This is a genomic window from Bradyrhizobium sp. NBAIM18 (genome assembly GCF_020193825.1).
GTDB classification, from domain to species: Bacteria; Pseudomonadota; Alphaproteobacteria; order Rhizobiales; family Xanthobacteraceae; genus Bradyrhizobium; species Bradyrhizobium yuanmingense.
Window position 1 is genome coordinate 333345 of the sequence record NZ_JADYVO010000007.1, and the last position, 12625, is coordinate 345969.

The window sequence follows — 12625 nt, forward strand, 5'->3', positions numbered from 1 at the left end:
AAAACGAACCGGAGCCTACGCCTCCGCCTTCTGCCTTGTCACCAGCGCCTCGCCAAAGGCCTCGAACAGCTTGCGGTTGATCGGATTGTGCTGCGGGTCGTACTCCGCGTGCCATTGCACGCCGAGGGCAAAGCTCGGGGCTTCCGCGATGCGGATCGCCTCGATGGTGCCGTCCTCGGCGATGCCTTCGATCAGCACGCGCTTGCCGGGATCGAGAATGCCCTGTCCGTGCAGCGAATTGACCCGGATCTTCTCGCAGCCGAGAATCGTGGCGAAGGCGCCGCCGGGCGTCAGCTCGACGTCGTGACGGTCGGCGAACACCACGGTCGGATCGGGATGGATCTCGCCGTTCTCGAGCCGGGGCATGCGGTGGTTCATGCGGCCGGGGATCTCGCGGATCTCGGGATGCAGCGAGCCGCCGAAGGCGACGTTCATCTCCTGCAGGCCGCGGCAAATGCCGAACAGCGGAATGCCGCGGGCGACGCAGGCGACCGAAAGGGCCAGCGCGACCTCGTCGCGGTGGATGTCGTAGGGCTCGTGCTTCTCGCAGGGATCGACGTTGAAGCGGGTCGGGTGAACGTTGGCCCGGGCCCCGGTCAGGATGATGCCGTCGACGGTATCGAGCAGCGCCGGGATATCCGTGATGTCGGGGGCTCCAGCGAACATCAACGGCAAGCCGCCGGAGACTTCGGCCACGGCGCGCAGGTTTCGCTCGCCAACCATCTGGACCTGAAATCGATTCTCGACGCGATAGGAATTCCCGATCACGCCGACGACCGGCTTTCTCATCTGTCGTTCCGCGCCTCCCGATAAGAAGATTCCCCAAACATGCCCCTGCGATACAACAAATTCAACAGAGGGGATCGCGGGACGGCAATGCTATTTTCGCGCAAATGCCTCCCGGGCGTCCAACCCGCCCTCCACGGGCAGACCCGCGGCCCTCAGCGCAATTGCCGCTGTCTCGCCCGGCGCGGTCAGCCAGGGAAGCTTGGCCTCGATTCCGCGCGTCACGGGCTCCCCGAGCGCGCCTCCGAAGTCGATCGGCCAGAACCCGTTGGGCACCACCTCGGCGGAGAAGCCGCGGATCGCATAGCCCTCGCCCAGGATTGCCTCTGCCTTGTCGCTGGCGACACGGCGCGCGGTGTTGGGATCCCCGAGATCGCCAAAGCTCACGAGCACGGGGGTGAGCTCCCCTTGCACCGGGACAACGCCGGACTGCCGGCTCACGTCCTTGAACGACACCCGGTTGCCGCGCGCGATGCCATAGGCGCGGAGCGCCACATACTTGATGTCGTCGAGGTCGAGCTTGGCGCCCTGCTGATGCGCGAGCAAGACCACGACGTTCTTGCCTTGGCCGAGATCGACGAGCACGGCCTCCCCGCGCGTCGTGGTGCGGCCGCTGCGGTTATAGTTGCGATCGGGCACGACAGCGAGAATGGCCGACCCGGTCTTGATCCCGGCGGGCGTCGTCACCTCGACCGTCAGGCGGTATTTGTGGTCCGGCCGGTTGATCCGGATCTGGTCGCCGCCGACGAGCAAAGCCAACAGCCCGAGCAGACCGGCCCACTTGCTGATAACGCCCAAGCGCCCCTCACTTCCTTTTCGCCACCGCTCTGCACCGTTCGCGCGGCAGCGTCAAACCGGCGCGTTGCCGCTCTTGATCGGAAGCGTGTTTGTCGAAAGAGTGCCCCCGTTGCAGCCACCAAAGACAGGATACGATGTGACCTTTCCCGCAGATGAACGATCCCGCTCCCGTGCCGACCTCGCGCGGGATCAGGCCTGGGCGATTGCGGCCGGAGGCATCGGCGTCGTGCTGTTCACCGCGCTGCTCGCCTTCACCTGGTATTTTGCCGCCACCCTGCTGCTGATCTTCACCGGCATGCTGCTCGGCCTCGGTCTCAACGCTCTGGTCAATGCGCTCGGCCGCCGGGTCCAGCTGCCTCACACGATCCGGCTTGCGATCGTCTGCGTCGCGCTCGCTTTGCTGCTCGCGGGCGTCGCCTATCTCGGCGGCGCCACCATTGCCGAACAGGCCTCGCTGCTGAGCAAGACCATCAAGTCGCAGATTACCAATGTCAGGTCCCTGCTCGAGAGCCACGGCATCGACACCAGCTTCTTCGACCTCGGCAACGCTGCCTCGGACCCCGCCGCCAACGCGTCCTCGGAGGTAATGCCCGCGCCGGCAACGCCTTCGCGCGCTCCGCTGCCCAGTGCCGGCACGCTCGCCTCCAGCGGCGGTGCGATCGTGAGCCAGACATTCAAGCTGCTGCTCGGCACCATTCACGGCTTGGGCAACATCTTCATCGTGCTGTTCCTGGGCCTGGCCTTCGCCGCGCAGCCCAAGGTCTATCATGACGGCCTGCTGTTCCTGGCGCCGGCGCGGCACCGTACCCGTGTCGCCATCGTCATCGACCGTATCGCTGAAACGCTCGAGCGCTGGCTGATCGCCCAGATCATCGTCATGATCGCGGTCGGTGCCGTGACCTGGATCGGACTTGCCATCATCGGCATCCCTAGCGCGTTCATCTTAGGGATCCAGGCGGGCCTGCTCGCCTTCATCCCCACGGTGGGAGCCATCATCGCCGGCGTCATCGTGGTGCTGGCGAGCCTCGCCTCGGGCTGGATCCCCGCTTTGTCGGCATTTCTGCTGTTCATGGGCGTGCACGCCATGGAAAGCTACGTGCTGACGCCGATCCTGCAGCGCCAGGCACTCGACATCCCGCCGGCCACGCTGTTCGCGTTCCAGATCCTGCTCGGTGTCGTGTTCGGCATCTGGGGCCTGGCGCTGGCGCTCCCGCTGGTCGCCATCGCCAAGGTTATGATCGACCATGTCAAGACGTATGAGGCGCCGCCATTGGCGGAGGCGGCCTGACACTCATTCCGTGGTCAGCACGGTCTCAGTGTGCTCGACCTCGGGAGGCGCGGCAAAATACTGGCCGACCAGGCCGCGCCATTCGGTGAAATTCTCCGAGCCGCGGAAGTCCACGGTGTGGTTCTCCAGCGTCGCCCATTTCACCATCAGCCGGTAACGCTGCGGCTTCTCGATCGACTTGTGCAGCTCGAAGCCGTGAAAGCCCTTGGAGCGGCCGAAAGCAGCCTTGGCCTTGGCAACGGCCGCCTCAAAATCCTTCTCGCTGCCCGGCTTGACGTCGATTTGCGCGATCTCGGTGATCATCGGCTTTCCACCCTTTTGTTGATGGCCGTGTCTACCGCAGATGGCGACAAAGAAAAAGGCGCTGAAGCGGCGCCCTGCCCAGTCTGGAAATGCAGGCCTGTCAGGCGAACAGCAGGACCGTGCCCGCGACGATCAGCGCACAACCCGCGAACAGCACGAACGGCCAGTAGCTGCGTTGCTGCGTGTAGCGTCCTTGCGCGCGGCGCTCGGTGATCAGCGCCGTCTCGTATTCGTCCGCGGTGGAGAACAGACAGGCGAAACCGCTGCGGGCCGAGGCAGCCTCGGCTTCGAGCGACATCAGGGCGGCTTGCGGATTCTGTCGACGGATTGATTCCATTACCACAATGGTAGGGATCGAATGGTAAACAGAGATTTACCGCAAGCCCGCCCCGCATTCTCACGCGGTGACCGGGCGCGCCTGCGGTGCGCCGGTCCGCGCCGCGCTCTGGCGGCGCCAGTTCTCCAGCGACAGCGGCAGCTCCTCGGCCGCCTCGACGCGGTTGCGGCCGCCGCGCTTGGCCTGATAGAGCGCGGTGTCGGCCGAGGCCAGCAGCACCTCCAGCTCGGTGCCGGCCGGACCTCCGGCAACGCCGATGCTGACGGTGGTGTCGACCGGGCCTTCGTCGACCACGACGCCGGAGGTCTCGAACGCCTCGCGCACGCGCTCGGCGACCAGCACGCCCTCCTCCAGCGAGCACGGCAATAGCGCGGCGAACTCCTCGCCGCCGATGCGGCCCGACAGGTCGGAGATGCGCAAATTGGTGACCACGACGGTGGAGAACAGCTTCAGCATCTCGTCGCCGGCGGGATGGCCGAAGCGGTCGTTGATCGATTTGAAATGGTCGATGTCGAAGATCATCACGGTCACCGGCCGCCCGGCCTTGGCCTCGCGCTCGATCACGCGCGCACAAGCCTCCGAGAAGCCACGCCGGTTGAGCATGCCGGTCAAGGGATCGGTCGATGCCGCCGTCCGGTGCGCGGTGACGGTGCGTTCCGACACCAGCATGAAGATCACGAACACGGTACCGACGGCATAGAGTATGAGCTCGACCGCGAACACGGTGACCCAGATGCTCGAGGAGAAGCCGGCATCATGCGGGCGCAGGAAGCTGCCGATCAGGATCGGCAGCATCAACACGCAGCCGTGCATCACCGGCATCACGAAGGCGGGCCAGCGCCGTTGCACGCTCTTGCGCCGTTCGGTCCAGAGCTCGCTCGCAGTCAGCGCCGCGTACACCGAGACGATGCCGGCACCGACGAGCATGCGCAGCATCGATGAAGCGGGATCGAGCAGCGTCGCAGCAGCGACCCAGGCGAGCGCGCCGAGCACGAGCCCCGGCCAGTTCGGGTTGCGGCCGTGGAAGACGCGCGCCGCGTTCCAGACCATGCCGCAGGCGACGAAACCGACCGCGTTCAGTGCAAGGTAAATGTGCGGCCCCAGCCTGTCGCCCGCCGCGGTCCATAGCGCGACGGAGGCGGCACCGAGCAGATAGGCGGTGCCCCACCATTTCAGCGCCGGGCTGTTCTCCTGCTTGCCGAAAAACACCATCATGGCGCCGAGCAGTGCGGCGACCATGGTGGCGACCAAATAGAGCGTGATGCTATCGAGCGACATCATGTCGGCCCCCTCTAGAACATAGCAGTTACGCGATCGGCCCAGCCGATTTGCGCGCCCTTCCGAAGGCGACGCTAGGTCTCGCGGGTTCCATTCAGGTTTTCGCCGGTCCCTAAGTTTTCGGGAAACACGCCATCAATTTGCATACAAACGAACAACAAAAAGGGCGCTGAAATCAGCGCCCTTTTGCATCTCATTGAAGCCGCTTTCGCGGCGAATGCGACAAAAGCGATTAACGCTTCGAGAACTGGAAGGACCGGCGGGCCTTGGCCTTACCGTACTTCTTGCGCTCGACCACGCGCGAGTCGCGGGTGAGGAAGCCGCCCTTCTTGAGCACGGAGCGCAGCTCCGGCTCGAAATAGGTGAGCGCCTTGGAGATGCCGTGACGGACCGCGCCGGCCTGGCCGGACAGGCCGCCGCCGGCGACGGTGCAGATCACGTCGTACTGGCCCGAACGCTGGGCCACGGAGAACGGCTGCTCGATCATCATGCGCAGCACGGGACGGGCGAAATAGACCTCGACCTCGCGCGAGTTGACGGTGACCTTGCCGGCGCCTGGCTTGATCCAGACGCGGGCGACCGCGTCCTTGCGCTTGCCGGTGGCGTAAGCGCGGTTGAACTTGTCGACCTTCTTCTCGTGCTTGGGCGCCTCGGGCGCGGCCGCCGTCTTGAGCTGCGAGAGCTGGTCGAGCGACTGAATGGATTCGGCCATGTTATGCGGCCCTCGTGTTCTTGCGGTTCAACTTGGCGATATCGATCTTCTCGGGCTGCTGCGCCTCGTGCGGATGATCGGCGCCGCCGTAGACACGGAGGTTACCCATCTGCACGCGGCCGAGCGGACCACGCGGGATCATGCGCTCGACGGCCTTCTCGAGCACGCGCTCGGGATGACGGCCTTCGAGGATCTGGCGCGCGGTGCGCTCCTTGACGTGGCCGACATAGCCGGTGTGCTTGTAGTAGGTCTTCTGCTCGCGCTTGCGACCGGTGAGGACCGCATGCTGCGCGTTGATGATGATGACGTTGTCGCCGCAATCGACGTGCGGGGTGTAGGTCGGGAGGTGCTTGCCGCGCAGGCGCATGGCGACGATGGTGGCGAGGCGGCCGACGACCAGACCCTTGGCGTCGATCAGCACCCACTTCTTCGTCACCTCAGCCGGCTTTGCCGAAAAGGTTTTCATTGTCGGAGTTTCCGTGGACGGGAGATATCGGCGCGAACACCGCACCAGACTGCGCGCGGTTCTAGAGAAGAGCGGCGCAACGGTCAATGCCCTAGAGCCGAAAATAGCTAAGCAAACTCAATAACTTAAAAATATGGTGCCATATTACCTGCAAAAAGCTCAAACGTTTGGAATGGAATAGGTCGAGGTGACATGGGCGATCGGATCGGGTGAGGTCCCGGACAAGAGGTTCACCTCCCCGACCGCAAGGCGCTTGCCGAGCTTGAGCAGCCGGGCCTCGGCCAGCACGTCCTGGCCGGGCTGGCCCTTGCGCAGGAAGTTGATGTTGAGATTGGTGGTCACGGCGAGCCCGATCGGCCCGATGGCAGACAGCAGCACCACGTACATGGCGAAATCGGCCAAGGCCATCAGCGTCGGGCCGGACACGGTGCCGCCCGGTCGCAGCATCTTTTCGCTGTAGCGCTGCCGCAGAAGGCAGGTCTGTCCGTCCGCGCTTTCGATCGTGATGTCGTCGCCGCTGAAGGCCTGGGGAAACTCGTGGCGGAGGAACCGCTCGAGCTCCGCCACGCTCATTTTCGCTGCCGCCATGCTGTTCCCACCCTCGCTTCACTTGCCCTGTTACATTAAGTTAGCTGCGTCATTCAAATGCAATAATCCAACGGAAACGCTTCGATGTCCGTTCAGGCCGCCCGCGCCCCCACCCCGCAACCGCCGATCCTGCTGCGCGAGATCGTCGGCAGCGTCGCCGTGCTCACGCTGAACCGACCAGCCGCGCGCAACAGCCTTTCCGAGGCGATGATCGGACAGCTGCATGCGAGCCTCAACGCGATCGCGGAAGACAAGCACATCCGCGCGGCCGTCATCGCGGCCAACGGCCCCGCTTTTTCCGCCGGCCACGACATAAAGGAACTGACCGCGCGCCGCACCGATCCGGATCGGGGTCGGGCTTATTTTGCGCAGATCATGACGGCCTGCAGCGCCATGATGCAGGCCGTCGTGCATCTGCCGAAGCCCGTGGTCGCGGCCGTCCAGGGCATCGCGACCGCTGCCGGCTGCCAGCTCGTCGCCAGCTGCGATCTTGCGATCGCATCGCACGAGGCGAAGTTCGCTACACCCGGCGTCGATATCGGCCTGTTCTGCTCGACCCCGATGGTGGCGCTGTCGCGCAACGTCCCGCGCAAGCAGGCCATGGAGATGCTGCTGACGGGCGAGCCTGTCACGGCCGACCGCGCCCGCGAGATCGGGCTCGTCAACCGTGTCGTTCCCGCCGGCACCGAACTCGGCGCCGCGATCGAGCTCGCGCAACAGGTCGCGTTGAAATCCGCCTACACGATCAAGCTCGGCAAGGAGGCCTTCTACCGCCAGGCCGAGATGAGCCTTGCAGACGCCTATCGCTATGCCGCAGAGGTGATGACCGAGAACATGATGGCGCGCGACGCCGAGGAAGGCATCGGCGCCTTCATCGAGAAGCGCGCGCCGACATGGCGGGATGAATGAAATTCGTCATTGCGAGCGAAGCGAAGCAATCCAGGAATCCCTCCGCGGAAACAGCCTGGATTGCTTCGTCGCTTTGCTCCTCGCAATGACAAGAAAGAAGAACGACCAATGAACCACGACGCCTATCCCGACAATTACATCCGCGGCATCCTCAACAGCGTGAAATCCATCGCGATGGTCGGGGCCTCGCCGGTCAATGTGCGGCCGAGCTATTTCGCGTTCAAATACCTGATGCAGCGCGGCTACGACATGATCCCGGTCAATCCCGGCCATGTCGGCAAGGAGCTGCTCGGAAAGCCGTTCGTCGCATCACTGTCGGATATCGGCCGCCCCGTCGACATGGTCGACATCTTCCGCAACTCCAGCCACATCATGCCCGTCGTCGAGGAGGCGCTCACGCTCGACCCGCTGCCGAAGGTGATCTGGATGCAGCTCGGCGCGCGCGACGATGCGGCGGCCGCGAAAGCGGAATCAGTCGGGATCAAGGTGGTCATGAACCGCTGCCCCAAGATCGAATATGGCCGCCTGTCGTCAGAAATCTCCTGGATGGGCGTGAATTCGCGCACGCTCAGCTCCAAGCGCGCGCCGGCGCCGACGCAGGGCATGAGGCTGTCCCTCAATCGGATGAGTGTCGGCGGTGGCGACACCGCCGCATCGGATCGCGCTGCGAAGAACAAGAGCGAGCAAAGCTGACGCGATTGCGAAGGCTTCGTTTCGCAAACGCGACAATGCGCAGCACGATCGTTCCCAAAATGATTCCGATGTGACGCCGCGCCTTGACGGCGGGCACGGCGCCGATCAGCATGCCGCGCGAATTTCAGGCCACAAGAACAGGACGCCCAAATGAGCGATCGCCTTCCGGGATTTTCAACGCTCGCCGTGCATGCCGGTGCACAGCCCGACCCCACCACCGGCGCGCGCGCGACTCCGATTTATCAAACGACCTCTTTCGTCTTCAACGATGCCGATCACGCCGCCTCGCTGTTCGGCCTGCAGGCGTTCGGCAACATCTATACCCGCATCGGTAATCCTACCAATGCGGTGCTGGAAGAGCGCGTCGCCGCGCTCGAAGGCGGCACGGCCGCGCTCGCGGTCGCTTCCGGCCATGCCGCGCAGGTCGTGGTGCTGCAGCAGCTGCTTCAACCCGGCGACGAATTCATCGCCGCGCGAAAGCTCTATGGCGGCTCGATCAACCAGTTCACGCACGCCTTCAAGAGCTTTGGCTGGAACGTGGTGTGGGCCGATCCCGACGATATCGCGAGCTTCGAGCGTGCGGTGACGCCGCGCACGAAAGCGATCTTCATCGAGTCCATCGCCAACCCCGCCGGCAGCATCACCGACATCGAGGCGATCTCGACCGTGGCGCGCAAGGCGGGCGTGCCGCTGATCGTCGACAACACGCTAGCCTCGCCCTATCTGATCCGTCCGATCGATCATGGCGCTGACATCGTCGTGCACTCGCTGACGAAATTCCTGGGCGGCCACGGCAATTCCCTCGGCGGCATCATCGTCGATGCCGGCACCTTCGACTGGTCCACGGGGGGCAAATATCCGATGCTGTCGGAACCGCGCCCCGAATATCACGGCATCCGGCTGCAGGAGACGTTTGGCAATTTCGCCTTCGCAATCGCCTGCCGCGTGCTCGGCCTGCGCGACCTCGGCCCGGCGTTGTCGCCGTTCAACGCCTTCATGATCCTGACCGGCATCGAGACGCTGCCGCTGCGCATGCAGAAGCACTGCGACAATGCCAAAGCCGTTGCCGAATACCTCGCGGGACATCCGGCGGTGGCCTCGGTGAGCTATGCCGGGCTGCCGAGCGACAAGTACAATCAGCTCGCGCGCAAATACGCACCAAAGGGCGCCGGCGCGGTGTTCACCTTCAGCCTGAAGGGCGGCTATGACGCCGGAGTCAGCCTGGTGTCGAAGCTGCAGCTGTTCTCGCACCTCGCCAATGTCGGCGACACCCGCTCGCTGGTGATCCATCCGGCCTCGACCACGCACAGCCAGCTCGACGACGCCGCCAAGATCAAGTCCGGCGCCGGCCCGGACGTGGTCCGGATCTCGGTCGGTATCGAGGACAAGGAAGACCTGATCGCGGATCTGGAACAGGCGCTGGGGGCGTAGCGCCTGGGAACGACGGCGGCCGTTTTGGCCGCCGTCGGTTAATCCTCATTAACCATATCTGCCTCATACATCGTGCTTGGATCGCCCCTTTGATTCGGAGCCGACGATGCTGCGCTGGATGGTGCCCGCTCTGGCTGTGATGCTGACGGCCTCGGCGGCCATTGCCGCCGATCTGCCGGCGACGCCGAAGCGGCGCGCGGCCGGGCCGCCGCAGGACCCACCTCAGGTCTATGTCGAAACCGATCCGGATGCGCTGATCTCGCCGGCCTACGGCATCGGCAGCTACATCCGCAACCTGCCGGGCACGCCGCTGCTGCCGGGCTCCCACACCTTGCCTGGCTATTACGGCCGCCCCTGGAGCTACGATTATCAGGGCGCCTATTACGGCGGGAAACAGGTCGATTATTTCTGGCGCCTGCCCTATGCGTGCGGCGTCTACGGCTATTGCTGATCAGCCGGGCTGATGGTGATCAGCCGGGCTGACCCACGGGGACCGCGCGCGGCTGCGCCTGCACAGACTGCCGTGACGCCAGCCGCTCCACCTGCATCACTGCCAGCGTCAACACCACGATCGCAACCGCCTGGTGGGTCAGCGCGAGATCGATCGGCACCTGGTTGAGCAGCGTGAGGATGCCAAGCACCGCCTGCACGCTCACCGCCGCGAACAGCCACAACGCGCCGCTCGCGGCCGCACCTGCACGCGAGCGCACCGCGTCGATCGCATGCAGCAGCGCCAGCACGATCAACACGTAGGCGGTCATGCGATGCTCGAACTGCACCGTCAGCACATTGTCGAACATGTTGCGCCACCACGGTGTCTCGAACCACAGCCGTTCCGCCGAGGGGATGAGCGCCCCATCGATCTCAGGCCAGGTGTTGTAGGCCCGCCCGGCACGCAAGCCAGCGACCAGCGCACCGAAATAGATCTGCACGAAGGTCACCGCGAGCAGCAGCGCGCTCGTGAACCGCAGCCGAGCCGGCGCCGCGATCTGCGGCCGCTGCTCGAGCCGCCGCACCGCCCAGACGATCCCGGCGAAAATCAGGAGCGCGAGCGAAAGATGCGTCGCCAGCCGATATTGCGACACCTCGGTGCGTTCCGTCAGGCCCGAGGCCACCATCCACCAGCCGACCGCCCCCTGGAGGCCGCCGAGCGCGAACAGCAGCCACAGCCTGCGCTTCAGCTCACCCGACAGTCCGCCGCGCCATAGGAAGTACAGAAACGGCAGGAGATAGGCGACGCCGATGAAGCGGCCGAGCAGCCGGTGGCTCCATTCCCACCAGAAGATCGTCTTGAACTCGGACAGGCTCATGCCTGAATTGAGCTCGCGATATTGCGGGATCTTCTTGTAGGCCTCGAACGCCTCGGCCCATGCCGCTTCCGACAGCGGCGGAACACTGCCCGTGACCGGCTTCCATTCGACGATCGACAGGCCCGATTCCGTCAGCCGTGTCGCACCGCCAACCAGCACCATCAGTGCGATCAGCGCGGCCACACAGATCAGCCACCAGCGCACGGCGCGATGCGGCTCGGATGGGGCGGAATTCGTCGTCATTTCAAGGACAAAACCAAGCCTGTGGCGAAGAGACTTGAACCCGGTTGAGTGCCCCTTATAGTCCCCCGCTCCCGCAGCGCAAGTAACGCGAAAGCCTTAAAGTTCCCGCCATGACGATCCGCACCCGCAAGTTCCTCGGCGCCATCCTGCTCCTGGTGCTGGCCACCGTTTGGGCCCTGCTCGGCATGGCGGCGGCGCAGATGCCGTGGATCGCCGAATCCGGCTGGCGGCAGGCGATCTACTACGTCGTGGTCGGCATGGGCTGGGTGCTGCCGGCGATGCCGATCGTGAGCTGGATGCAGCGGCCCGATCGCCTCAGGTCTGGCTCGTAGCGCTCCCGGTCGGCCGCACCGGCGCAAAAGCGGCGCCCGACACCAGCACGCGCAGCATCCGCAGCGAGCGCACCCGCCCGTCCCAGGAGATCCGCGGCAGCGCGCGCAAGTTCGTCCGTCCCTCCGCCTCCACGATGCCCGGGATCGTCGAGGCCGCGCTGGCGAAGCCCGCCTGCTCCGCCATCACGACGTGGCTGCGCCGGAACGAAGCGCGGTCGCCGAACGGATAGGCGAAATGCCTGATCTCGCGGTTGAAAGCCGATTCCGCCACGGCCTTGCCCATCGTCATCTCGCGCAGTGCGGCCGCGTCCTTCATGTTGGCCAGCATCGGATAGTTCACCGTTGCGCTGCCGATCGTCACGAGCGGATCGCCGGCGAGCCTGGCGAGATCCTCCCAATCCATCGACGCCTCGCGCGAGAGCGCGGCGAGGTCGATCCGGTAGCGCGTACAGAGATCGGCGATCACGGCCGACAGATCCGCCGGCGGCAGCGAGCGCAGCCAGCTCTCCAGATGCGAGAACAGCGCCTGCTTCCCGGCCTTGTCGGCGACCGTGAAGCGCTGCTCCTGGTCGCCCATCATCAGGTCGATGCGGCTCTCGCGCGCGATCACCTGCTCCAGCCCGATCCACCAGGCCTCGCCGACGCCGTCGGGAAAAGCGGTCGGCACATAGATCGTAAAAGGCACCGCGTGACGCGCCAGCACCGGATAGGCGTAGGTGATGAGATCCTTGCCGGCGCCATCGAAGGTCAGCGCCACGAAGCGACGCTTCTCCGGCAGCATCACCGCGCGCCGGCAGACCTCGTCCATGCCGAGAAAATCGTAGTTCCACCGCTTCAGCGCGCGGATGGCGCGATCGAGGAATTGCGGCGTGATCTCGTGCTCGCGCAGCGGCTGAAATCCGCGCCGCCGAGGCCGCACGTAGCGGAAACGCAGGATGGCGCCGGCACCGCGACTGCGCAGCATGGCCTGGCCGGTGAACCAGGCCAGCTCGAGGCGCAGCCGTTCCAGCCATCTGTCGTCGGAAGCCAAAATCCCACCCTTCGCGCGCGCCGGCGGTCAGTTCCCTCGCCCAAGTCATTACCCTTTGTTGACCTTTGTTTGCAAAGGTCGGCCACGGGCCGAAATACGTATTTTCGATTTCTCGACAGGT

General features: G+C 64.9%; 16 protein-coding genes. 6 read left to right on the forward strand and 10 right to left on the reverse strand.

The genetic code is table 11. From position 1 onward, the window contains the following. Positions 1-15: 15 nt before the first annotated feature. Both I6F17_RS18725 and I6F17_RS18730 read right to left on the reverse strand, forming a co-directional pair. Complete coding sequence (locus tag I6F17_RS18725) at positions 16-789, reverse strand: gamma-glutamyl-gamma-aminobutyrate hydrolase family protein (protein ID WP_036025392.1); 774 nt, start codon at positions 787-789, stop codon at positions 16-18. Positions 790-879: 90 nt separating this feature from the next. Next, entirely contained in the window at positions 880-1584 is a 705-nt protein-coding gene (locus tag I6F17_RS18730) for a hypothetical protein (protein ID WP_225124041.1), read from the reverse strand. Positions 1585-1720: 136 nt separating this feature from the next. Here I6F17_RS18730 and I6F17_RS18735 point away from each other — a divergent pair, with 136 nt between their 5' ends. Beyond that, a complete protein-coding gene (locus tag I6F17_RS18735) occupies positions 1721-2872 on the forward strand; it encodes an AI-2E family transporter (RefSeq protein ID WP_225124040.1) in 1152 nt (383 codons plus the stop codon). Between the two features lie 3 nt (positions 2873-2875). Here I6F17_RS18735 and I6F17_RS18740 read toward each other — a convergent pair whose 3' ends face one another. From I6F17_RS18740 to I6F17_RS18765, 6 genes are all read right to left on the reverse strand, one after another. Beyond that, positions 2876-3175: an antibiotic biosynthesis monooxygenase family protein gene (locus tag I6F17_RS18740; protein WP_036039087.1), complete on the reverse strand. Its 300-nt coding sequence runs from the start codon at positions 3173-3175 to the stop codon at positions 2876-2878. A 100-nt stretch (positions 3176-3275) separates the two neighbouring features. Continuing rightward, on the reverse strand, positions 3276-3512 hold the full coding sequence (locus tag I6F17_RS18745) for a hypothetical protein (RefSeq protein WP_036039089.1): 237 nt from the start codon (positions 3510-3512) through the stop codon (positions 3276-3278). Positions 3513-3572: 60 nt separating this feature from the next. Beyond that, positions 3573-4793 (reverse strand): GGDEF domain-containing protein, encoded by a 1221-nt coding sequence (locus I6F17_RS18750; protein ID WP_036039091.1) that lies wholly within the window; start codon positions 4791-4793, stop codon positions 3573-3575. Between the two features lie 229 nt (positions 4794-5022). Next, positions 5023-5502: a 30S ribosomal protein S9 gene (rpsI, locus tag I6F17_RS18755; protein ID WP_018642439.1), complete on the reverse strand. Its 480-nt coding sequence runs from the start codon at positions 5500-5502 to the stop codon at positions 5023-5025. A gap of 1 nt (position 5503) precedes the next feature. Then, entirely contained in the window at positions 5504-5968 is a 465-nt protein-coding gene (gene rplM, locus I6F17_RS18760; protein ID WP_018642440.1) for a 50S ribosomal protein L13, read from the reverse strand. A gap of 159 nt (positions 5969-6127) precedes the next feature. Then, a complete protein-coding gene (locus I6F17_RS18765; protein WP_225124039.1) occupies positions 6128-6556 on the reverse strand; it encodes a PaaI family thioesterase in 429 nt (142 codons plus the stop codon). Between the two features lie 84 nt (positions 6557-6640). Between I6F17_RS18765 and I6F17_RS18770 the strand changes: the two genes are divergently transcribed. From I6F17_RS18770 to I6F17_RS18785, 4 genes are all read left to right on the forward strand, one after another. Further along, the gene (locus I6F17_RS18770; RefSeq protein ID WP_225130780.1) at positions 6641-7465 is read left to right on the forward strand and encodes an enoyl-CoA hydratase; all 825 of its coding nucleotides are present in this window, start codon (positions 6641-6643) and stop codon (positions 7463-7465) included. Positions 7466-7573: 108 nt separating this feature from the next. Continuing rightward, positions 7574-8158: a CoA-binding protein gene (locus tag I6F17_RS18775; protein WP_036010322.1), complete on the forward strand. Its 585-nt coding sequence runs from the start codon at positions 7574-7576 to the stop codon at positions 8156-8158. Between the two features lie 150 nt (positions 8159-8308). Beyond that, positions 8309-9589 (forward strand): O-acetylhomoserine aminocarboxypropyltransferase, encoded by a 1281-nt coding sequence (locus tag I6F17_RS18780; RefSeq protein ID WP_036039097.1) that lies wholly within the window; start codon positions 8309-8311, stop codon positions 9587-9589. Positions 9590-9695: 106 nt separating this feature from the next. Continuing rightward, on the forward strand, positions 9696-10040 hold the full coding sequence (locus I6F17_RS18785; protein ID WP_036025406.1) for a hypothetical protein: 345 nt from the start codon (positions 9696-9698) through the stop codon (positions 10038-10040). Positions 10041-10059: 19 nt separating this feature from the next. Here I6F17_RS18785 and I6F17_RS18790 read toward each other — a convergent pair whose 3' ends face one another. Next, the gene (locus tag I6F17_RS18790; RefSeq protein ID WP_225130779.1) at positions 10060-11142 is read right to left on the reverse strand and encodes a COX15/CtaA family protein; all 1083 of its coding nucleotides are present in this window, start codon (positions 11140-11142) and stop codon (positions 10060-10062) included. 110 nt (positions 11143-11252) lie between these two features. On the opposite strand from I6F17_RS18790, the gene I6F17_RS18795 reads away from it, so the two are divergent. After that, positions 11253-11474, forward strand: a complete 222-nt coding sequence (locus I6F17_RS18795) for a DUF2842 domain-containing protein (RefSeq protein ID WP_036010340.1) — start codon at positions 11253-11255, stop codon at positions 11472-11474. Here the strand turns inward: I6F17_RS18795 and I6F17_RS18800 are convergent. Beyond that, positions 11458-12504, reverse strand: coding sequence for a polysaccharide deacetylase family protein (locus tag I6F17_RS18800; protein ID WP_225130777.1), 1047 nt, complete (start codon positions 12502-12504; stop codon positions 11458-11460). The genes I6F17_RS18795 and I6F17_RS18800 overlap by 17 nt on opposite strands. Positions 12505-12625 lie beyond the last annotated feature (121 nt).